Here is a 19,780-nt window from a genome sequence, read left to right on the forward strand (position 1 = left end):
GCCGTGCCGGTCCTGCGCGGGAGCGGCCCCCCTGCACCGGCCCCAGCCCGCAAGGACCGGACGCCGCGGCACCCCGTAGGCGCGGCGGCCCGCAGGCTCGGCGCCCCCGCGGGCTCACCGGCGCCCTGGGCGCACCTGGCCCCCGGGTGCGGTGGGCCAGGTGTGAGCTCGCCCGTCCCGGTGCACCATGGCTGCATGCTGCTCGCCCGGCTGGCCCAGGTGTCCCGGGAGGTCGCCGCCACCTCGGCGCGGTCCCGGAAGACCGCCCTGCTCGCGGAGTTGTTCCGGGAGGCGGAGGCGGAGGACGTGCCGATCGTCATCCCCTATCTCGCGGGCCGCCTCCCGCAGGGGCGGATCGGCGTCGGCTGGAAGGTGCTCGGCCGCCCCGTGGCACCGGCCGCCGGGCCGTCGCTCACCGTGCGCGAGGTGGACGCCCGGCTGACGGAGCTGGCCGGGGTGTCCGGCACCGGGTCGCAGGCCGAGCGCTCCCGGCTGGTCGGGGACCTGCTGGGCGCGGCCACCGAGGACGAGCAGCGGTTCCTGCTGGGCCTGCTCACCGGCGAGGTCCGCCAGGGCGCCCTGGACGCGGTGGCCGTCGAGGGACTGGCGCAGGCGACGGGCGCGCCGGCGGCGGACGTGCGCAGGGCGGTGATGCTGGCGGGCTCGCTCCAGTCGGTGGCCGAGGCGCTGCTCGCCGACGGACCGCCCGCGCTGGAGCGGTTCCGGCTCACCGTGGGCCGCCCGGTGCTGCCGATGCTCGCGCACAGCGCGTCCTCGGTCGCGGAGGCGGTGGGCAAGCTCGGCGAGGCGGCGGTGGAGGAGAAACTGGACGGCATCCGCGTCCAGGCGCACCGCGACGGCGACACCGTACGGCTGTACACGCGCACCCTGGACGACATCACCGACCGGCTGCCCGAGGTGACCGCGGCCGTGCGGGAGCTGCCCGGCGAGCGGTTCGTGCTGGACGGCGAGGTGATCTCCCTCGACGCGGGCGGGCGCCCGCGGTCGTTCCAGGAGACCGCCGGGCGGGTCGGCTCCCGCGTCGACGTCGCCACCGCGGCGAAGGCGGTGCCCGTCTCCCCCGTCTTCTTCGACGCGCTGTCGGTGAACGGCCGTGACCTGCTGGACCTGCCGCTGACCGAGCGGCACGCGGAGCTGGCCCGGCTGGTCCCGGAGCCGATGCGGGTGCGCCGTACGCTCGTGTCGGGGGCCGACGGCGTCCCGGCGGCCGAGGAGTTCCTCGCCGAGACGCTCGAGCGCGGCCACGAGGGCGTCGTCGTCAAGGGCACCGGTGCTGCCTACAGCGCCGGCCGGCGGGGCGCGTCCTGGCTGAAGGTGAAGCCCGTGCACACCCTGGACCTGGTGGTCCTGGCCGCCGAGTGGGGGCACGGCCGCCGCACCGGCAGGCTCTCCAACCTGCATCTGGGCGCGCGCACCGCCGACGGCTCCTTCGCGATGCTCGGCAAGACCTTCAAGGGCATGACCGACAAGATGCTGGCCTGGCAGACCGAGCGGCTGCGCGAACTGGCCGTGCGGGAGCACGGCTGGGGCGTGACCGTCCGCCCCGAACTGGTCGTCGAGATCGCCTACGACGGTCTCCAGCGCTCCACCCGCTACCCGGCCGGCGTCACCCTGCGCTTCGCCCGCGTGGTCCGCTACCGCGAGGACAAGCGGCCCGAGGACGCGGACACGGTGGAGACGCTGCTGGCCGCGCACCCCGGGGCGGCCCCGTGAGGCGCAGCGCGGGCCTGCTGCTCTACCGGCGCACCGACCAGGGCCTCGAGGTGCTGCTCGGCCATATGGGCGGCCCGTTCTTCGCCCGGCGCGACCAGGGCGCCTGGACGGTCCCGAAGGGCGAGTACGGGCCCGGCGAACCGGCCTGGGAGGCGGCCCTGCGCGAGTTCCGCGAGGAGCTGGGCGTGCCGCCGCCCGCCGGGGACGCGGCGGTGCCGCTCGGCGAGGTGCGCCAGTCCGGCGGCAAGCTGGTCACGGTCTGGGCGGTGGAGGCCGACCTCGACCCGGCGGCCGTGAACCCCGGCACCTTCCTGATGGAGTGGCCGCCGCGGTCCGGCCGGACGCGGGAGTTCCCGGAGCTGGACCGGGTGGCGTGGCTGCCGCTGGACCGGGCCCGCGAGGTGATCGTCACGGCGCAGTCCGCGTTTCTCGACCGGTTGGCGGAGCACTCGGCGTGAGACGCGCCCTCCCGCGTTGCGGTGCCCGCCGCCGCGCGCGAGGGTCGGAGCACAGCCCGCTGCCAGGGAGGTCAGCCATGCCCATCGCGACGGTCAATCCGGCGAACGGCGAGACGGTCAGGACGTACGAGGCCATGGGCGAGGAGGAGGTCGAGCGCCGGCTCCAGCTCGCCGAGGCCACCTTCCGCACGTACCGGACGACCACGTTCGAGGAGCGCGCCCGGATGATGCACCGGGCGGCCGAGCTGCTGGAGCGGGACCAGGAGGAGATCGGCCGGGTCATCACCACGGAGATGGGCAAGCCGGTCAAGCAGGCCCGTGCGGAGGCCGCGAAGTGCGCCAAGGCGATGCGCTGGTACGCCGACCACGCCGCCGGGCTGCTCGCCGACGAGGAACCCGCCGAGGCGGACGTGAAGGACTCCGGCGCCTCGCGGGTGCTGGTGCGCTACCGGCCGCTGGGCCCGGTGCTCGCGGTGATGCCGTGGAACTTCCCGCTGTGGCAGGTGGTCCGCTTCGCGGCGCCCGCGCTGATGGCGGGCAACGTGGGCCTGCTCAAGCACGCCTCGAACGTGCCGCAGACCGCGCTGTACCTGGAGGACCTCTTCCACCGGGCCGGCTTTCCCGAGGGCTGCTTCCAGACCCTGCTGATCGGCTCCGCCGCCGTCGACGACGTGCTGCGCGACGAGCGGGTCCGGGCGGCCACCCTCACCGGCAGCGAGCCCGCCGGCCGCGCGGTGGCCTCCACCGCCGGTGAGATGATCAAGAAGACGGTGCTGGAGCTGGGCGGCAGCGATCCGTTCGTGGTGATGCCGTCGGCCGACCTGGACCGGGCCGCCGAGGTGGCGGTGAACGCGCGGGCGCAGAACACCGGGCAGTCGTGCATCGCCGCCAAGCGCTTCATCGTGCACACGGACGTGTACGACGCCTTCGCCGAGCGCTTCACCGCGGGCATGAAGGCGCTGAAGGTCGGCGACCCGATGCAGGAGGACACCGAGGTCGGTCCGCTCTCCAGCGAGCAGGGGGTGAACGACCTGGTGGAGCTGGTCGACGACGCGGTGCGCCTCGGCGCGGACGTGCTCTGCGGCGGCGAGCGCCCGGACGGGCCGGGCTGGTACTACCCGCCGACCGTGCTGGCCGGCATCACCCGCGAGATGCGCATCCACCGGGAGGAGGCCTTCGGCCCGGTCGCCACGCTGTACCGGGCCGCCGACCTGGACGAGGCCGTGCTGATCGCCAACGACACCGACTTCGGGCTCAGTTCCAACGTCTGGACCCGCGACGAGTCGGACGTCGACCGGTTCGTGCGGGACCTCGAGGCGGGCGGCGTGTACGTCAACGGGATGACGGCCTCGCACCCGGCGTTCCCGTTCGGCGGGGTCAAGCGGTCGGGCTACGGGCGTGAGCTGTCCGGACACGGAATCCGCGAGTTCTGCAACATCACCACGGTGTGGCACGGAGCGTGAGCGTTCCGGGGCTACGATCCCTTTTTGTGACCCGCGAAGTGACACTCCCTCTGATCGTCGACGACCGCGGCACCTTGCAGGTGGCCGCGGCCGACGTGAGCAAGCTGCTGCGCACCGTGGGCGGCCGGTGGCTGCGTCTGGTGGAGGCCGGCGAGGAGAGCCTGGACGAGGACACGGTGGCCGCCCTGACCATCGAGCTGGCCAAGCTGGCCGACCGGATCGACGTGGCGTGCATCGCCCACAGCAGCGGTCAGACGACCTGACCGGGCTGTCCCTGGTCCCGCTCCCAGAGCGTGTGCCAGAACATCCGCTCGTAGCTTTGCAGCAAGGCCCCGTAGCGGCGCACGAGCCGCTCGCTGACGGACCCCGCGTCCAGCCCCTCCTGGACGGCGGCCGTCGCCTTCCGGTCCAGCTCGGGGTCGGGTTCGGCGAACAGGTCGAAGAAGGCGCAGGCCTCGTCGCCCATGCCGTAGTGGCGCCGCAGCGCCTCGGCGATCGTCGCGCAGTAGCCGCCCCAGGCGGAGAAGTTGGCGTGCAGCGCGAGCACGGTCTCGGCGGGTGAGCCGTTCAGTGCCAGCCAGGCGACGTACGCGGGGTAGGCCTGGCAGCCCGGCAGCGGTGCGTAGGCCACCGACCGGGTCTCGTCCACACCGCAGGCCTCGACGAACGCCTCCAGCCGCTGCCCGGCCAGCGCCTCGCCCTCGGCCAGGGCGGTGAAGTACGCGGTGCTCCCCGGCGTGTCGGCGGTGCGGTGGGCCAGGTACTCGAAGGCACGCCGGTCGGCGGCGATCACCCACCGCTGCTCCAGTGCCAGCGCGGCGAGCGTGTCCCGGTGGGCGGCGCCGCGGGCCACCAGCGGCACCAGCCGGTTGGCGTGCGGATCGGGGGCCAGTTTTCCGGTCGTCGTCCGAAGCAGTTCCCGAGCCGTGCGCGCCATCGCTTCCTCCGTCACCCGAGCCGTGGGGTCCTCCCTCCACCCTGCCACGGTCCCCGGGACGGAGTAGTCCGGCGAGAGATCGTCGCCCCGGCGGGTGAGTGTGGGGTGAACACCCCTAGAGGTGAACCACTTTCTGACCGGGGGGCGAAGGGCCTCCCGGGAGGCGAAAGCAGGCACGGTTCATGGCGACTTTGTGCAGACCTTCGGTGTCCGTTCCAGAGCACGTGATCACGATGGAGGAGACGCTCCAGCTGGCGCGCGAGCGCCACGCCGACCACCCCCAACTGCCGCTGGCCCTCCGGCTGATCGAGAACACGGGAGTGCGCACCCGGCACATCGTGCAACCGATCGAGGAGACCCTGAAGCACCCCGGGTTCGAGGACCGCAACAAGCTCTACGAGGCCGAGGCGAAGGCACGCGTCCCGGCCGTCATCCAGCGGGCGCTCGACGACGCGGAGCTGCTCACCACCGACATCGACGTGATCATCTACGTGTCGTGCACGGGCTTCATGATGCCCTCGCTCACGGCCTGGCTGATCAACGAGATGGGCTTCGACAGCACCACGCGTCAGATACCCATAGCCCAGCTGGGCTGCGCCGCGGGCGGCGCGGCGATCAACCGGGCCCACGACTTCTGCACGGCCTATCCCGAGGCCAACGCGCTGATCGTGGCCTGCGAGTTCTGCTCGCTGTGCTACCAGCCCACCGACATCGGCGTCGGCTCCCTGCTCTCCAACGGCCTGTTCGGCGACGGCATCGCCGCCGCGGTGGTCCGCGGACAGGGCGGCACCGGCGTCCGGCTGGAGCGCAACGGCTCGTACCTGATCCCCAAGACCGAAGAGTGGATCATGTACGACGTGAAGGCCACCGGCTTCCACTTCCTGCTGGACAAGCGGGTGCCGGCCACCATGGAGCCGCTCGCCCCCGCGCTGACGGACCTGGCGAGAAACCACGGCTGGGACGCCTCCGACCTGGACTTCTACGTCGTCCACGCGGGCGGACCGCGCATCCTGGACGACCTGAGCAAGTTCCTCAGGGTCGACCCGCACGCGTTCCGGTTCAGCCGGGCGACGCTCACCGAGTACGGAAACATCGCCAGCGCCGTCGTCCTGGACGCGCTGCGCCGGCTCTTCGACGAGGGCGGCCCCGACCCCCGGGCCCGCGGACTGCTGGCCGGCTTCGGCCCCGGCATCACCGCGGAGATGTCCCTGGGCCGCTGGGTGACCGCGGACGAGACACAAGGCGTGAGAACGTGACCGAAGAAACGATTCCACTGGCCGCGCCGCCCGACCCCGAACCGGGGACGGCACCCCCCGTGCGCGACTGGCCGGCCCTCGACCTGCCCGGGACGGACTTCGACCCGGTGCTGCGCGAGCTGATGGCCGAGGGACCCGTCACCCGCATCTCGCTGCCCAACGGCGAGGGCTGGGCCTGGCTGGTGACCCGCTACGACGACGTGCGCATGGTCACCAACGACCCCCGGTTCGGCCGGGAGGCCGTGATGGACCGGCAGGTGACCCGACTGGCCCCGCACTTCATCCCGGCCCGCGGCGCGGTCGGCTTCCTCGACCCGCCGGACCACACCCGGCTGCGCCGCTCGGTGGCCGCGGCCTTCACGGCCCGGGGCGTGGAGCGGGTGCGCGAGCGGGCCCGCGCCATGCTCGGCGAGCTGGTCGACGCGATGCTGGCGGAGGGGCCGCCCGCCGACCTCACCGAGGCCGTCCTGAGCCCCTTCCCCATCGCGGTGATCTGCGAGCTGATGGGCGTCCCCGCGGCCGACCGGCACGGCATGCACACCTGGACCCAGCTGATCCTGTCCTCCTCGCACGGCGCCGAGATCAGCGAGAAGGCCAAGCACGAGATGAGCGCCTACTTCGCGGACCTGATCGGCCTGCGGGAGAACAGCACCGGCGAGGACGTGACCTCGCTGCTGGGCGCGGCGGTGGGCCGGGGCGAGATCACGCTGGAGGAGGCCGTCGGGCTGGCGGTGCTGCTCCAGATCGGCGGCGAGGCGGTCACCAACAACAGCGGGCAGATGTTCTACACCCTGCTGACCCGGCCCGAACTCGCCGAACGCCTGCGCTCGGAGCCGGGACTCCGCCCCCGGGCCATCGACGAGCTGCTGCGCTGGATCCCGCACCGCAACGCGGTCGGGCTGTCCCGGATCGCCCTGGAGGACGTGGAGATCCGCGGCGTGCGGATCCGGGCGGGCGACGCGGTCTACGTGTCGTACCTGGCCGCCAACCGCGACCCCGAGGTCTTCCCGGACCCGGAGACGATCGACTTCTCCCGCAGCCCCAACCCGCACGTCTCCTTCGGCTTCGGCCCGCACTACTGCCCGGGCGGCATGCTGGCCCGGCTGGAGTCGGAGCTGCTGGTCGACACCCTGCTGGACCGGGTGCCCGGCCTCAAGCTCGCGGTGCCGCCCGAGGACGTGCCCTTCAAGAAGGGCGCGCTGATCCGCGGGCCCGAGGCCCTGCCGGTGACCTGGTGAGCCGCCGATGACGTCGACGGAGGGGCTGCTCGTGCCACCCGGTCACGGCCGGGTCGTCGAGGCGCCGGCCCAGCACGTGACCTTCAAGGTGACCGGCACGCACTCGCGCATGGCGTCCACCTTCGAGGTGGTCGTGCCGCCGGGCTTCGACGTCGGCGCCCATGTGCACACACGCAGCGAGGAACTGTTCTACGTGCTCGAGGGCGAGCTGGACGTGCTCGCCTTCGAGCCGCGGGTCCGCACCCCCGACACCTGGCAGAAGTGGGAGTCCCGCACGGGCAGCCGGGTGGTCCGCGCCACCCCGGGCACGGTCATCGTCGTGCCGCCCGGCTGCCCGCACGCGTTCGCGAACCCGACGGACACGCCGGCGAAGATGTTCTTCCAGGCGTCCCCGCCCCCGGACCACGAGCGCTACTTCGAGGAGCTGCTGGAGATCCTGAACGAGGGCGGCCCGCCGGACCACGAGGCCATCGAGGCACTGCGGGCCAAGTACGACATCGAACAGCTCACCCCGCTGAAACACCGGTGAGCCATCCCGCCGGCGCCGCCGCGGCTACCGGATCGCCATCCCCGAGACCGTTCGGGCGATCACCAGTCGCTGGATCTCGCTCGTGCCCTCGAAGATCGTGTAGATGGCGGCGTCCCGGTGCATCCGCTCCACCGGGTACTCCCGCGTGTATCCGTTGCCGCCCAGGATCTGCACGGCCTGGGCGGTCACCTTCTTCGCGGTCTCGCTGGCGAACAGCTTCGACATCGAGCCCTCGGCCGCGGTGAAGGGCCTGCCGTTGATCGCCATCCAGGAGGCGCGCCAGACCAGCAGCCGCGCCGCGTCGATCGAGGTCCGCATGTCGGCGAGCTGGAAGGCCACGCCCTGGTTGTCGATGATCGGGCGGCCGAACTGCTCGCGCGTCTGCGCGTAGTCGAGGGCGACCTCGTAGGCGGCGCGCGCGGTGCCCACCGCCATCGCGCCGACGGCCGGGCGGGAGGCCTCGAACGTGGCCATCGCCGCGTTCTTCACGCGCTCCCCGCCCTTCTTCGCCCTCTCCCGGGCCCGGGCGAGGCGCTCGTCCAGCTTCTCCTTGCCGCCGAGCAGGCAGGAGCCGGGCACGCGCACGTTGTCGAGGATCACCTCGGCGGTGTGCGAGGCACGGATGCCGTGCTTCTTGAACTTCTGCCCCTGGGAGAGGCCGGGGGTGTCCGGCGGGATGATGAAGGAGGCGTGGCCCTTGGAGCCCAGCTCCGGGTCGACGACCGCGACGACCACGTGGACGTTGGCGATGCCGCCGTTGGTGGCCCACGTCTTCGTGCCGTTGATCACCCACTCGTCCTTGGCCTCGTCGTACACGGCCCGGGTGCGCATGGAGGCCACGTCGGAGCCGGCGTCGGGCTCGGAGGAGCAGAAGGCGGCGACTTTGACGTCGCTCGCGTCGCCGTACATCTGCGGGATCCAGGTGCCGATCTGCTCCTCGGTACCGTTGGCGAGGACGCCGACGGCGGCGAGGCCGGTGCCGACGATGGACAGGGCGATGCCGGCGTCGCCCCAGAACAGCTCCTCCATCGCCATGGGGATGCCGAGGCCGGTGGGGTCGAAGTACTGCTGGGCGTAGAAGTCGAGGGAGTAGATGCCGACCTTGGCGGCCTCCTGGATGACCGGCCAGGGAGTCTCCTCACGCTCGTCCCATTCGGCGGCCGCGGGACGGATGACATCGGCGGCGAAGCCATGGAGCCAGTCCCGGACCTCCTTCTGTTCGTCGTTGAGCTCCATGGTGAACTCGGCCATGTCCCCTCCAGCGTGCACGTGCGTGTTACTTGCGGTAACACGCAGTCTGTTACCCGCGGGTAAGAAAAGTCAACTCCCGGCGATCCGTCGGCAGCCCGTTCGATGGGCGGGGCATGCTGGGTGCTAGTTTGCGCAGGCATCACCGAAAGAGCACGGGTGGGGAGAGCACATGGACACCACGCAGCGGACCGATCAGCAGCGGTCGGCCGACCGCCGGCGACGGGAGCTGCTGGAGGCCGCCGACCGGGTGGTGCTGCGCGACGGCCCGCAGGCCTCGATGAACGCCATCGCGGCCGAGGCCGGCATCACCAAGCCGATCCTCTACCGGCACTTCGGCGACAAGGGCGGACTGTACGCCGCGCTCGCCCAGCGGCACACGGACGCCCTCCTCGACTCGCTGCGGGCCGCCCTGGACGCCCCGGCGGACCGGCGGGAGCGCGTGGAGTCCACGCTGGACACCTATCTGGCGGCCATCGAGGCACGACCGCAGGTGTACCGGTTCCTGATGCATCCGGCGGAGGGGGGCCAGTCCGGCGAGCCGGGCTTCGACGTCGGCAAGCACTCGGCGCCGCTGCTGCGCCGGATGGGCGAGGAGCTGGGCAAGGTCATCGAGGAGCGGCTGGACCTCGGACCGGGCAGCGAGCAGCTTGCGCGGGTGTGGGGGCACGGGATCGTCGGCATGATGCACGCCGCCGGGGACTGGTGGCTGGGTGAACGCCCCTGTTCCCGCCAGGAGTTGGTGCGCAGTCTCGCCGACCTGCTGTGGGGGCGGCTGGCGGCGGCCGGAGACCGGATGGGCGGCCCGGGATTCTGACCCCCGGCGGCCCGCGCCCTCGAGGTCAGGAAGCTCCCCCGCCCCACGGCGCCCGGGCCACTTGCCGCATCAGTCTGCGGTGGCGCCAGCCGGTGAGGTGATCGGCGTACACCCTGCCCTCCAGGTGGTCGCACTCGTGCTGGAGGCAGCGGGCGAAGAAGCCCGTGCCGTGGACCGTGACCGGCTCCCCCGTCACCGTCACGCCCTCGACCACCGCGTGGTCGTGGCGCTCGGTCCCCGCCTCCAGGCCCGGCAGGGACAGGCAGCCCTCCGGGCCGCGCAGGACCACGCCGTCCGTCTCGACCAGGCGCGGATTGACCACGTGGCCCAGATGGCGCACGTCCTCGTCGTCCGGGCAGTCGTAGACGAAGACCCGCAGCGGCACCCCCACCTGGTTGGCGGCCAGGCCCACGCCCCGAGCGGCGTACATGGTGGCGAACAAGTCCTCCACCAGACCGGACAGTTCCGGGCCGAAGTCGGTGACCTCGCGGCACGGCTCGCGCAGTACCGTGTCACCGAGCAGAGTCAGGGGCCGTACGCGCCCGCGGGCGCCCGGGATCGAGCCGTGTCGCATGGCGGCCAGGGTACGGTCACCCCGGCCCGCGCCCGTCGGGCGGGACCGCCCGGCGGTGCCGCGATTCGGGAGTGCGAATGGATCTCGATAGGCTGACGTCCACACCACGTGGCCGTCAGGCCTCACAGGCTTCAGGCGCGGCGCGTACGCAAGGAGGATCGAGAACTGATGGCAGGCAACTCGGACCCGCTTTCGCCGCGGGCCAAGCTGGCCGTGACCGCGGGCAAGGCGGTCGCGGCGGCATCGCGCGCCGCGGGGCGCGGCAGCGGTTCGGTGATCGGCGGCCGGGTCGCACTCAAACTCGACCCCGACCTCCTCGCCCGGCTCGCCCAGAACCTGGACGTCGTGCTGGTCTCGGCGACCAACGGCAAGACCACCACCACCCGGCTGATCGCCGAGGCCCTGCGGGCGGCGGGCCCCGTCGTGTCCAACGCGCTCGGCGCCAACATGCCGGCCGGCATCACCTCGGCCCTGGCCGGGAACTCGGACTCCCGCTACGGCGTGATCGAGGTCGACGAGAAGTACCTCGCCGGCGTCGCCCGGGACACCGACCCGAAGTGCATCGCGCTGCTCAACCTCTCGCGTGACCAGCTCGACCGCGCCGCCGAGACCCGGATGCTCGCCGAGAACTGGCGGGAGGGTCTGGCCGGCTCCAAGGCGGTCGTCGTCGCCAACTGCGACGACCCGCTGGTGGTGTGGGCCGCGTCCTCCTCCCCCAATGTCGTGTGGGTCGCCGCCGGCCAGATGTGGAAGGACGACGCCTGGTCCTGCCCCGCCTGCGGCGGTGTGATGCAGCGCCCCGGCGACGACTGGTTCTGCGGCGAGTGCGGCTTCCGCCGGCCCACCCCCAGCTGGGCGCTGTCCGGCGACCACGTCCTCGACCCGCACGGCTCCGCCTGGCCGATCCACCTCCAGCTGCCGGGCCGCGCCAACAAGGCCAACGCCGCCTCCTCGGCCGCCGTCGCAGCCGTCTTCGGCGTGCCGCCGCAGGTCGCCCTGGAACGCATGTACCAGGTGCAGGCGGTGGCCGGGCGCTACGACGTCGTGCAGTTCCAGGGCCGCGACCTCAGACTGCTGCTGGCCAAGAACCCGGCCGGCTGGCTGGAGACGTTCTCCCTGATCGACCCGCCGCCGACCCCGGTGATCCTCTCGGTGAACGCGCGCAGCGCCGACGGCACCGACACCTCCTGGCTGTGGGACGTCGACTACACGCGGCTGTCCGGCCACCCGATCTGCGTGATCGGTGACCGCAGGCTGGACCTCGCGGTGCGCCTGGAGGTGGCGAACCAGCAGTTCCAGGTGTGCGAGAACCTCGACCAGGCGGTGCAGCAGTGCCCGCCGGGCCGGATCGAGGTCATCGCCAACTACACCGCCTTCCAGGACCTGCGCCGCCGCGTCGGCAACTGACCGCACGACTTCAGGGGACTTTCGTGAGCGACAACCAACTGCGGGTCGTCTGGATCTACCCGGACCTGCTCAGCACCTACGGCGATCAGGGCAACGTCCTGGTCGTGGAGCGCCGGGCGCGGCAGCGGGGCCTGGACGTGGCCCGGCTCGACGTGCGCAGCGACCAGCCCATCCCGACCTCCGGCGACATCTACCTGATCGGCGGCGGCGAGGACCGGCCGCAGCGGCTGGCGGCCGAGCGGCTGCGCCGCGACGGAGGGCTGCACCGGGCCGTGGAGAACGGCGCCATCGTCTTCTCGGTCTGCGCCGGCTACCAGATCCTCGGGCACGAGTTCGTCAACGACCTCGGCCAGCGCGAGCCCGGCCTCGGCCTGCTCGACGTGGTGTCGGTACGCGGCGAGGGCGCCCGGTGCGTCGGCGACGTGCTCGGCGACATCGACCCCCCGCTGGGCCTGCCGCCGCTGACCGGCTTCGAGAACCACCAGGGCGTCACGCATCTGGGCCCGACGGCCCGCCCGTTCGCCCGGGTCCGCTTCGGCAACGGCAACGGCACGGGCGACGGCACGGAGGGCGCGTACAACGACACGGTCTTCGGGACGTACATGCACGGGCCCGTGCTCGCCCGCAACCCGCAGATCGCGGACCTGCTGCTGAAGCTGGCCCTGGACGTGAACGCGCTGCCGCCGACGGACGACCGGTGGTACGAGGCGCTCCGCAACGAGCGCATCGCTGCTGCGCAGCAGCCTGCGTAGTGACTGCTGCGCAGCGGCCTGCCTGACACCCGGTGTCCACCGGGCCTTCAGCGGAGCGCCGGCGGCCCGTCTGATGGCTCGTCCGCACAGGTGAGCGGGCACGTCCAGCAGGCGGACGCGTTGTTCGGACCCGCCGCCCGATGCCGCTAGGGTGGCGGGGATCGAGCCGGACAGCGCGGTCCGGTCCCCGTGCCCAGTTGAGAAGGTATATCGGGCTATGCGCATTGGTGTCCTCACGTCCGGCGGTGACTGCCCCGGTCTGAACGCCGTCATCCGGTCCGTCGTTCACCGCGCCGTCGCCGACCACGGCGACGAGGTCATCGGCTTCCGGGACGGCTGGAAGGGCCTGTTGGAGTGTGACTGGCTCAAGCTCGACCTCGACGCGGTGGGCGGCATCCTGGCCCGCGGCGGCACCATCCTCGGCTCGTCCCGGGTCCGGCCCGAGCATCTGCGGGACGGCGTGCAGCGGGCCAAGGGCCATGTCCGGGAACTCGGCCTCGACGCGATCATCCCGATCGGCGGCGAGGGCACGCTGAAGGCGGCCCGGCTGCTGTCCGACAACGGCCTGCCGATAGTCGGCGTGCCCAAGACCATCGACAACGACATCGCCGTCACGGACGTCACGTTCGGCTTCGACACGGCCGTCACGGTGGCGACCGAGGCGCTGGACCGGCTGAAGACCACCGCCGAGTCCCACCAGCGGGTGCTGATCGTGGAGGTCATGGGCCGCCACACCGGCTGGATCGCGCTGCACTCCGGCATGGCGGCCGGCGCCCACGCCGTCGTGGTGCCCGAGCGGCCCTTCGACATCGACGAGCTGACCGCCAAGGTCGGTGAGCGGTTCGCGGCGGGCAAGCGGTTCGCGATCGTCGTCGCCGCGGAGGGGGCCAAGCCCAAGCCGGGCACCATGGCCTTCGACGAGGGCGGCAAGGACGTCTACGGTCATGAGCGGTTCGCCGGTATCGCCCGGCAGCTCTCCATCGAGCTGGAGGAGCGGCTCGGCAAGGAGGCGCGGCCGGTGATCCTCGGGCACGTCCAGCGCGGCGGGACGCCGACGGCGTACGACCGGGTGCTGGCCACCCGGTTCGGGTGGCACGCGGTGGAGGCCGTGCACCGGGGTGAGTTCGGGCGGATGACCGCGCTGCGGGGCACCGACATCGTGACGGTGTCCCTGGCGGAGGCCGTCGAGACGTTGAAGACGGTGCCCGAGGACCGGTACGGCGAGGCGGAGAACGTTCTCTGAGTTGCCGCGCCCCCTTCGGGCGCGTAGTGCCGCCCCCGGTGACGAAGGTCGCCGGGGGCGGTTCTAGTCTTGGGGCGGACGTAAAGGCACAACCCCCACGAAACAGGAGCCGGCGGATGGATCACAGCGGGCACGGCATGACCATGGACCTGCCGCCGTTCACGCTGGCACGGGGCCTGGAGTGGTCCACCGACGCGTTCTTCCTGATCGCCTGTCTTGTCGGGCTGGCCCTGTACGGCTGGGGCGTCGCCCGGCTGGTGCGCCGCGGTGACCGCTGGCCGGTGGGGCGGACCGTCGCGTACGTCGCGGGTGTGCTCACGGTCCTGCTGATGATGTGCACCAAGCTGAACGACTACGGCATGGTCATGTTCAGCGTGCACATGGTGCAGCACATGGTGATCAGCATGGTGTCGCCCATCCTGATCCTGCTGGGCGCGCCGGTGACGCTGGCGCTGCGGGCGCTGCCGCCGGCGGCGGTGCGGGGCAGCAAGGGGCCGCGCGAGCTGCTGCTGATGCTGCTGCACAGCCGCTACCTCCGGATCGTCACCCATCCGGCGTTCACCATCCCGCTGTTCATCGCGAGCCTGTACGGGCTGTACTTCACGCCGCTGTTCGACTTCCTGATGGGCTCCAAGACGGGGCACATCGCGATGATGGTGCACTTCCTCGCCGTCGGCCTGGTCTTCTTCTGGCCGATCATGGGCGTGGACCCGGGGCCGCACCGGCCCGGGTACCTGATGCGGATGCTGGAGCTGTTCGCGGGCATGCCCTTCCACGCGTTCTTCGGCATCGCGCTGATGATGGCGTCCACGACCATGGTCACGACGTTCGACGATCCGCCGGCGTCGCTGGGGATCGACCCGCTGTCCGACCAGAACGTGGCCGGCGGCATCGCCTGGGCGTTCAGCGAGATCCCGTCCGTGCTGGTGCTGATCGCGCTGCTGTTCCAGTGGTACGCCTCGGAGCAGCGTCAGGCCCGGCGCAAGGACCGCGCCGCCGACCGCGACGGGGACAAGGAGCTGGAGGCGTACAACGCCTATCTGGCCTCGCTGAACGCCCGCGGGAACTGAGCGCGGTACACCCGCGGGAAAGCGGGGGACCCGGCAGGTTCCGGCCGTCCCCGGCGCACCGGCGGGAAACCGGGGCACCATGGAGGGACCGGACCACGGAGGGACCGGACCACGAGGAGGGTGTCGCGATGCCCGGATCGACGGACAGTTCGACGAAGACGATGGGGGCCTTCACCATCGGCGGCCTGATCGCGGTGACGGCCTACACGGTGGCGCTCGGCAGCAACGGCTGGCTGTGGTTCGGCTGGGTCGTGCTGGGCCTGCTCACCCTCGGGATGGTCGCCACCCGCCCCTGACCGTCACGGGCCGCTGAGCCGGCCCCCGGAGTGCACGCCCGGCTGGTACTTCGGCAGCCGGACGGTGATCTTCATGCCCGCGCCCACGGCCGTCTCGATGACCAGGCCGTGGGCGTCGCCGTAGACCTGCCTGAGCCGGTCGTCCACGTTGGACAGGCCGATGCCGCCCGACGGGCTGACCTCACGGGCGAGGATGCGGCGCAGCAGCCCGGGGTCCATGCCGGCGCCGTCGTCCTCGATCACCACGAGGGCCTCGGCGCCCGCGTCCTGGGCGGTGATCTGGATGTGGCAGCGGTCGGCCTTGCCCTCCAGGCCGTGCTTGACGGCGTTCTCCACGAGCGGCTGGAGGCAGAGGAAGGGCAGGGCGACCGGGAGCACCTCCGGGGCGATCTGGAGGGTGACGGCGAGGCGGTCGCCGAAGCGGGCCCGTACCAGCGCCAGGTAGTGGTCGATGGCGTGCAGCTCGTCGGCGAGGGTGGTGAAGTCGCCGTGTCGCCGGAACGAGTAGCGGGTGAAGTCGGCGAACTCCAGCAGCAGCTCACGGGCGCGTTCGGGGTCGGTGCGGACGAAGGACGCGATCACCGCGAGCGAGTTGAAGATGAAGTGCGGGGAGATCTGGGCGCGCAGGGCGCGGATCTCGGCTTCGATGAGGCGGGTGCGGGACTGGTCGAGGTCGGCCAGTTCCAGCTGGACGGAGACCCAGCGGGCCACCTCACCGGCGGCCCGGACGAGGACGGCGGACTCGCGGGGCGCGCAGGCCACCAGGGCGCCGTGCACCCGGTCGTCGACGGTGAGCGGGGCGACGACGGCCCAGCGGACCGTGCAGTCGGGGGTGTCGCAGCTGAGCGGGAAGGCCTCGCCGCGGCCGGTCTGGAGGGGGCCGGCGAGCCGGTCCATGATCTCGGTGCGGTGGTGGGCGCCGACGCCGTCCCAGACCAGGACCTCCTTCTCGTCGGTGAGGCAGAGCGCGTCGGTGCCGAGCAGGGAGCGCAGTTTGCGGGCCGACTTGCGGGCCGTCTCCTCGGTCAGTCCGGCGCGCAGCGGGGGCGCGGCGAGGGAGGCGGTGTGCAGGGTCTGGAAGGTGGCGTGCTCCAGGGGGGTGCCGAGCCCGGCGAGGCTCCCCGGCCGGGCCGTCCGCCGGCCCAGCCAGAAACCGGCCGCCAGCAGCGGCAGCGCCGCGACGCACAGCCCCGCCAGGAAGCCGCTCATGCCGTCACCTCCTGACGCAGCTCCTCGCTGCGCAGCTCCTCGGGCAGGTGGAAGCGGGCGAGGATGGCCGCCGTCCCGGCCGGGACCCGGCCCGGCGTGGCCAGCGACACCAGCATCATGGTGAGGAAGCCCAGCGGCACGGACCAGAACGCCGGCCAGGCCAGCAGGGCGTGCAGCGCCCCGCCGCCCGGGAACCCGGCCATGGTCGCGGCGACGGCCAGCAGCGCGGAGCCGCCGCCGACCAGCATGCCGGCCGCCGCGCCGGGCGGGGTGAGCCGCCGCCACCAGATGCCGAGGACGAGCAGCGGGCAGAAGGACGAGGCGGACACGGCGAAGGCGAGCCCGACGGCGTCGGCGACCGGCAGCCCGCCGACCAGGACGCTCGCCGCGAGCGGGGCGGCCATGGCGAGGACGGTGCCGAGCCGGAAGTGCCGTACGCCCCGGGAGGGCAGCACGTCCTGGGTGAGCACCCCGGCGACGGCCATGGTCAGGCCGGAGGCGGTGGACAGGAACGCGGCGAAGGCGCCGCCCGCGATCAGCGCGCCGAGCAGGTCGCCGCCCACTCCCCCGATCATCCGCTCCGGCAGCAGCAGGACGGCGGCGTCCGCGTCACCGGTGAGGGTCAGCTCGGGGGCGTAGAGGCGGCCGAGGGCGCCGTAGACGGGCGGGAGCAGGTAGAAGGCGCCGATCAGGGCGAGGACGGCGACGGTGGTGCGGCGGGCGGCGACGCCGTTGGGGCTGGTGTAGAAGCGGACGACGACGTGCGGCAGGCCCATGGTGCCGAGGAAGGTGGCGAGGATCAGTCCGTACGTGGCGTACAGCGGGCGTTCGGTGCGGCTCTCGGCCCGGGAGGGCGACAGGGCGTCGTCGGCGCCGCGACCGGCGGGCGGGACGGTGGCGCCCTGCGCGAAGGTGAGGCGGGTGCCGGCGTCGATGCGGTGGGTGCCGGCCGGGAGGTCGAGGCGGGTGCCGTCGTGGGCGCGGCCGTCCACGGTGCCGTCGACCGTGACCGTCAGGGGGGCGTCGAGCTTCAGCGAGAGGTCGTCCTCGACGCGGACGGAGCGCTGCTCGCGGAACGTGGCCGGCTCGTCGAAGGCGCGGCTGGGGGCGCCGTCGCCCTGCCAGGCGAGGATCAGGAAGAGGGCGGGGACCAGCAGGGCGGTGAGTTTCAGCCAGTACTGGAAGGCCTGCACGAAGGTGATGCTGCGCATGCCGCCGGCGGCGACGATCGCGGTGACGACGACGGCGACGATCACACCGCCGAGCCAGTCGGGGGCGTCGGTGAGCACCGTGAGGGTCAGCCCGGCGCCCTGGAGCTGGGGCAGCAGGTAGAGCCAGCCGACGCCGACGACGAAGGCCCCGGCGAGCCGGCGCACCGCCGGGGAGGCGAGCCGGGCCTCGGCGAAGTCGGGCAGCGTGTAGGCGCCGGAGCGGCGCAGCGGGGCGGCGACGAACAGCAGCAGGACCAGGTAGCCGGCGGTGTACCCGACCGGGTACCAGAGCATGTCGGGGCCCTGGACCAGGACCAGCCCTGCGATGCCGAGGAAGGAGGCGGCGGAGAGGTACTCGCCGCTGATGGCGGCGGCGTTCAGGCGGGGGCCGACGGTGCGGGAGGCGACGTAGAAGTCGGAGGTGGTGCGGGAGATGCGCAGGCCGAAGGCGCCGACGAGGACGGTGGCGACGACGACCAGGGCGACGGCTGCGACGGCGTAGCTGGAGTTCATGGGGCCTGCGTCGCGGCGATCACGTACATGATGTTCGCGGCGTTCCGGGCGTGCGCGGCGTTCATGGCGGTCATCGGTCTTCGACGAGGCGGACGAGGTCGCGTTCGTTGCGTTCGGCGCGGCGCACGTACCAGCGGGCGAGCAGGACGAGCGGGGCGTACAGGCCGAAGCCGAGGACCGCCCACTCCAGGCGGCGGGCGTCCGGGGCGGCGGCGAAGACCAGCGGCAGGGGCCCGATGAGCAGGACGAGGACGGCGCAGACGGCGAGGGCGGCGCGCAGCTGGGTGCGCATCAGGGAGCGGACGTAGGTGTGGCCCAGGGTGGTCTGCTCCTCGATCTCGGTGCGGGGCCGGTAGTACGCGGAGACGGGGCGGGCGCGCCGGGGCGGTCCGGTGACGACGACGCGGCGGTCGGCGGGGTTCGGGGGCACGGTCAGGGCCTCCTCATCAGCAGGTCCCGCAGTTCGCGGGCGTGGCGTCGGCTGACCTGGAGTTCCTCGGTGCCGATCAGGACGCTGACGGTGCCGGCGTCGAGGCGGAGTTCGCCGATGTGGTGCAGGGCGACCAGGTGGCGGCGGTGGATGCGGACGAACCCGCGGGAGCGCCAGCGCTCCTCCAGGGTGGACAGCGGGATGCGGACGAGGTGGCTGCCCTTGTCGGTGTGCAGGCGGGCGTAGTCGCCCTGGGCCTCGACGTGGGTGATGTCGTCGACGGCGACGAACCGGGTCACTCCGCCCAGCTCGACGGGTATGTGGTCGGGGTCGGGCTCGTGCACGGGGATCTGCGGGGCGGCGGTGGCAAGGGGTGGGCCCGCGGTGGCCAGGGCGTTGCCGCGCAGTTCGGCGGCGCGGCGGACGGCCTCGGCGAGCCGTTCCTTGCGGACGGGTTTGAGCACGTAGTCGACGGCCTTGAGGTCGAAGGCCTGGACGGCGAAGTCCTCGTGCGCGGTGACGAACACGACCAGCGGCGGCCGGGCGAACCCGGTGAGCAGCCGGGCGAGGTCGAGCCCGTCGAGGCCGGGCATCTGGATGTCGAGGAAGACGACGTCGATGGCCTCGGGGCCGTCCGGGCCGGACTCCAGCGCGCGGTTGATGCGGCGCAGCGCCTCGGTGGCGTCGCCGGCGCCCTCGGCGGCGGTGATCCGCGGGTCCGCGTGGAGCAGGTACAGCAGTTCCTCGAGCGAGGGGCGTTCGTCGTCGACAGCCAGGGCGCGCAGCATGAACGTGGAGTGTAGGGGCGATCCGCGCGCCTGCACACGTGCCCGGTGCGGACGTATCCGCTGGATACAGTGCCCGCATGAGCAGCAGGCCCGCGCCGTTCGACGAACTCGACCGCAAGATCATCACCGCGTTGATGGCGAACGCCAGGACGTCCTTCGCCGAGATCGGCGCTGACGTGGGGTTGTCCGCGACGGCGGTCAAGCGCCGCGTGGACCGGCTGCGGGAGACCGGGGTGATCACCGGGTTCACCGCGACGGTGAAGCCGTCGGCGCTGGGCTGGCGCACCGAGGCCTATGTGGAGGTGTACTGCGAGGGGGCGGCGCCGCCGCGGCGGCTGGCCGAGGTGGTGCGCAACCACCCGGAGATCGCCGCGGCGATGACGGTGACGGGCGGCGCGGACGCCCTGCTGCACGTGCGGGCGCGGGACGTGGAGCACTTCGAGGAGGTGCTGGAACGCATCCGTGCGGAGCCGTTCATCCGCAAGACGATCAGCGTGATGGTGCTGTCCCACCTGATCCCGGACAGTCCGGACGCGGGTGCCCGTCACCCCGCCCCGGAAGGCGCCCCCGACGACGCAGCAGACATGCGCTGAACGGTTCGACGACG

General features: G+C 72.6%; 20 protein-coding genes and 1 pseudogene. 14 read left to right on the plus strand and 7 right to left on the minus strand.

What is annotated here, in order from left to right; genetic code table 11:
- Window positions 1-195: 195 nt before the first annotated feature.
- From ACZ45Q_RS19780 to ACZ45Q_RS19795, 4 genes are all read left to right on the plus strand, one after another.
- Window positions 196-1,734 (plus strand): ATP-dependent DNA ligase, encoded by a 1,539-nt coding sequence (locus ACZ45Q_RS19780; RefSeq protein ID WP_468262751.1) that lies wholly within the window; start codon window positions 196-198, stop codon window positions 1,732-1,734.
- Window positions 1,731-2,192: an NUDIX hydrolase gene (locus tag ACZ45Q_RS19785; RefSeq protein WP_468262754.1), complete on the plus strand. Its 462-nt coding sequence runs from the start codon at window positions 1,731-1,733 to the stop codon at window positions 2,190-2,192. Before ACZ45Q_RS19780 ends, ACZ45Q_RS19785 begins: the two co-directional genes overlap by 4 nt.
- Window positions 2,193-2,269: 77 nt before the next feature.
- The gene (locus ACZ45Q_RS19790; protein WP_468262757.1) at window positions 2,270-3,655 is read left to right on the plus strand and encodes an NADP-dependent succinic semialdehyde dehydrogenase; all 1,386 of its coding nucleotides are present in this window, start codon (window positions 2,270-2,272) and stop codon (window positions 3,653-3,655) included.
- Window positions 3,656-3,681: 26 nt separating this feature from the next.
- Window positions 3,682-3,918, plus strand: a complete 237-nt coding sequence (locus tag ACZ45Q_RS19795; RefSeq protein ID WP_468262760.1) for a DUF6213 family protein — start codon at window positions 3,682-3,684, stop codon at window positions 3,916-3,918.
- On the opposite strand, the gene ACZ45Q_RS19800 is transcribed toward ACZ45Q_RS19795, so the two are convergent.
- Window positions 3,906-4,592 (minus strand): thiaminase II/PqqC family protein, encoded by a 687-nt coding sequence (locus ACZ45Q_RS19800; RefSeq protein ID WP_468262762.1) that lies wholly within the window; start codon window positions 4,590-4,592, stop codon window positions 3,906-3,908. The genes ACZ45Q_RS19795 and ACZ45Q_RS19800 overlap by 13 nt on opposite strands.
- Before the next feature lie 176 nt (window positions 4,593-4,768).
- Between ACZ45Q_RS19800 and ACZ45Q_RS19805 the strand changes: the two are divergent.
- From ACZ45Q_RS19805 to ACZ45Q_RS19815, 3 genes and pseudogenes are all read left to right on the plus strand, one after another.
- Window positions 4,769-5,848, plus strand: a pseudogene (locus ACZ45Q_RS19805) (type III polyketide synthase); the annotation flags it as partial.
- Complete coding sequence (locus tag ACZ45Q_RS19810; protein ID WP_468262765.1) at window positions 5,845-7,086, plus strand: cytochrome P450; 1,242 nt, start codon at window positions 5,845-5,847, stop codon at window positions 7,084-7,086. The pseudogene ACZ45Q_RS19805 and the gene ACZ45Q_RS19810, both read left to right, overlap by 4 nt.
- A gap of 7 nt (window positions 7,087-7,093) precedes the next feature.
- Entirely contained in the window at window positions 7,094-7,615 is a 522-nt protein-coding gene (locus ACZ45Q_RS19815; protein WP_468262768.1) for a cupin domain-containing protein, read from the plus strand.
- 24 nt (window positions 7,616-7,639) lie between these two features.
- On the opposite strand, the gene ACZ45Q_RS19820 is transcribed toward ACZ45Q_RS19815, so the two are convergent.
- Entirely contained in the window at window positions 7,640-8,866 is a 1,227-nt protein-coding gene (locus ACZ45Q_RS19820; protein ID WP_468262771.1) for an acyl-CoA dehydrogenase family protein, read from the minus strand.
- 169 nt (window positions 8,867-9,035) lie between these two features.
- Here ACZ45Q_RS19820 and ACZ45Q_RS19825 point away from each other — a divergent pair, with 169 nt between their 5' ends.
- A complete protein-coding gene (locus ACZ45Q_RS19825; RefSeq protein ID WP_468262773.1) occupies window positions 9,036-9,680 on the plus strand; it encodes a TetR/AcrR family transcriptional regulator in 645 nt (214 codons plus the stop codon).
- Between the two features lie 25 nt (window positions 9,681-9,705).
- On the opposite strand, the gene def is transcribed toward ACZ45Q_RS19825, so the two are convergent.
- Entirely contained in the window at window positions 9,706-10,254 is a 549-nt protein-coding gene (def, locus tag ACZ45Q_RS19830; protein ID WP_468262776.1) for a peptide deformylase, read from the minus strand.
- A gap of 168 nt (window positions 10,255-10,422) precedes the next feature.
- On the opposite strand from def, the gene ACZ45Q_RS19835 reads away from it, so the two are divergent.
- The 5 genes from ACZ45Q_RS19835 to ACZ45Q_RS19855 all read left to right on the plus strand — a co-directional run bounded on the left by ACZ45Q_RS19835 (window position 10,423) and on the right by ACZ45Q_RS19855 (window position 15,022).
- A complete protein-coding gene (locus ACZ45Q_RS19835) occupies window positions 10,423-11,661 on the plus strand; it encodes a DUF1727 domain-containing protein (RefSeq protein ID WP_468262779.1) in 1,239 nt (412 codons plus the stop codon).
- A gap of 23 nt (window positions 11,662-11,684) precedes the next feature.
- Entirely contained in the window at window positions 11,685-12,413 is a 729-nt protein-coding gene (locus ACZ45Q_RS19840; RefSeq protein WP_468262781.1) for a type 1 glutamine amidotransferase, read from the plus strand.
- A gap of 217 nt (window positions 12,414-12,630) precedes the next feature.
- Window positions 12,631-13,656 (plus strand): 6-phosphofructokinase, encoded by a 1,026-nt coding sequence (locus ACZ45Q_RS19845; RefSeq protein WP_468262784.1) that lies wholly within the window; start codon window positions 12,631-12,633, stop codon window positions 13,654-13,656.
- A gap of 116 nt (window positions 13,657-13,772) precedes the next feature.
- Window positions 13,773-14,726 carry a cytochrome c oxidase assembly protein gene (locus ACZ45Q_RS19850; RefSeq protein ID WP_468262786.1) on the plus strand — a complete coding sequence of 318 codons (954 nt, stop codon included), beginning with the start codon at window positions 13,773-13,775 and terminating at the stop codon, window positions 14,724-14,726.
- 128 nt (window positions 14,727-14,854) lie between these two features.
- Window positions 14,855-15,022, plus strand: coding sequence for a hypothetical protein (locus ACZ45Q_RS19855; RefSeq protein ID WP_468262789.1), 168 nt, complete (start codon window positions 14,855-14,857; stop codon window positions 15,020-15,022).
- A 3-nt stretch (window positions 15,023-15,025) separates the two neighbouring features.
- Here the strand turns inward: ACZ45Q_RS19855 and ACZ45Q_RS19860 are convergent, their stop codons facing one another.
- From ACZ45Q_RS19860 to ACZ45Q_RS19875, 4 genes are all read right to left on the minus strand, one after another.
- Entirely contained in the window at window positions 15,026-16,231 is a 1,206-nt protein-coding gene (locus tag ACZ45Q_RS19860; RefSeq protein WP_468262792.1) for a sensor histidine kinase, read from the minus strand.
- Window positions 16,228-17,955, minus strand: coding sequence for a sodium/solute symporter (locus tag ACZ45Q_RS19865; protein ID WP_468262795.1), 1,728 nt, complete (start codon window positions 17,953-17,955; stop codon window positions 16,228-16,230). Before ACZ45Q_RS19865 ends, ACZ45Q_RS19860 begins: the two co-directional genes overlap by 4 nt.
- 70 nt (window positions 17,956-18,025) lie before the next feature.
- Complete coding sequence (locus ACZ45Q_RS19870; protein WP_468262798.1) at window positions 18,026-18,385, minus strand: hypothetical protein; 360 nt, start codon at window positions 18,383-18,385, stop codon at window positions 18,026-18,028.
- 2 nt (window positions 18,386-18,387) lie between these two features.
- Window positions 18,388-19,173: a LytR/AlgR family response regulator transcription factor gene (locus ACZ45Q_RS19875; protein ID WP_468262801.1), complete on the minus strand. Its 786-nt coding sequence runs from the start codon at window positions 19,171-19,173 to the stop codon at window positions 18,388-18,390.
- A 77-nt stretch (window positions 19,174-19,250) separates the two neighbouring features.
- Between ACZ45Q_RS19875 and ACZ45Q_RS19880 the strand changes: the two genes are divergently transcribed.
- Complete coding sequence (locus ACZ45Q_RS19880) at window positions 19,251-19,766, plus strand: Lrp/AsnC family transcriptional regulator (RefSeq protein ID WP_468262804.1); 516 nt, start codon at window positions 19,251-19,253, stop codon at window positions 19,764-19,766.
- The last annotated feature ends 14 nt before the right edge of the window (window positions 19,767-19,780 follow it).

The organism is Streptomyces sp. NPDC031049 (assembly GCF_055571015.1).

What these genes read in the sequence shown, in the direction of transcription:
- ACZ45Q_RS19780 (WP_468262751.1), top strand. Translation starts at nt 196, where the DNA reads ATGCTGCTCGCCCGGCTGGCCCAGGTGTCCCGGGAGGTCGCCGCCACC.
- ACZ45Q_RS19790 (WP_468262757.1), top strand. Translation starts at nt 2,270, where the DNA reads ATGCCCATCGCGACGGTCAATCCGGCGAACGGCGAGACGGTCAGGACG.
- ACZ45Q_RS19800 (WP_468262762.1), bottom strand. Translation starts at nt 4,592, where the DNA reads ATGGCGCGCACGGCTCGGGAACTGCTTCGGACGACGACCGGAAAACTG.
- ACZ45Q_RS19815 (WP_468262768.1), top strand. Translation starts at nt 7,094, where the DNA reads ATGACGTCGACGGAGGGGCTGCTCGTGCCACCCGGTCACGGCCGGGTC.
- ACZ45Q_RS19820 (WP_468262771.1), bottom strand. Translation starts at nt 8,866, where the DNA reads ATGGCCGAGTTCACCATGGAGCTCAACGACGAACAGAAGGAGGTCCGG.
- ACZ45Q_RS19825 (WP_468262773.1), top strand. Translation starts at nt 9,036, where the DNA reads ATGGACACCACGCAGCGGACCGATCAGCAGCGGTCGGCCGACCGCCGG.
- def (WP_468262776.1), bottom strand. Translation starts at nt 10,254, where the DNA reads ATGCGACACGGCTCGATCCCGGGCGCCCGCGGGCGCGTACGGCCCCTG.
- ACZ45Q_RS19835 (WP_468262779.1), top strand. Translation starts at nt 10,423, where the DNA reads ATGGCAGGCAACTCGGACCCGCTTTCGCCGCGGGCCAAGCTGGCCGTG.
- ACZ45Q_RS19845 (WP_468262784.1), top strand. Translation starts at nt 12,631, where the DNA reads ATGCGCATTGGTGTCCTCACGTCCGGCGGTGACTGCCCCGGTCTGAAC.
- ACZ45Q_RS19850 (WP_468262786.1), top strand. Translation starts at nt 13,773, where the DNA reads ATGGATCACAGCGGGCACGGCATGACCATGGACCTGCCGCCGTTCACG.
- ACZ45Q_RS19855 (WP_468262789.1), top strand. Translation starts at nt 14,855, where the DNA reads ATGCCCGGATCGACGGACAGTTCGACGAAGACGATGGGGGCCTTCACC.
- ACZ45Q_RS19860 (WP_468262792.1), bottom strand. Translation starts at nt 16,231, where the DNA reads ATGAGCGGCTTCCTGGCGGGGCTGTGCGTCGCGGCGCTGCCGCTGCTG.
- ACZ45Q_RS19865 (WP_468262795.1), bottom strand. Translation starts at nt 17,955, where the DNA reads ATGAACTCCAGCTACGCCGTCGCAGCCGTCGCCCTGGTCGTCGTCGCC.
- ACZ45Q_RS19875 (WP_468262801.1), bottom strand. Translation starts at nt 19,173, where the DNA reads ATGCTGCGCGCCCTGGCTGTCGACGACGAACGCCCCTCGCTCGAGGAA.
- ACZ45Q_RS19880 (WP_468262804.1), top strand. Translation starts at nt 19,251, where the DNA reads ATGAGCAGCAGGCCCGCGCCGTTCGACGAACTCGACCGCAAGATCATC.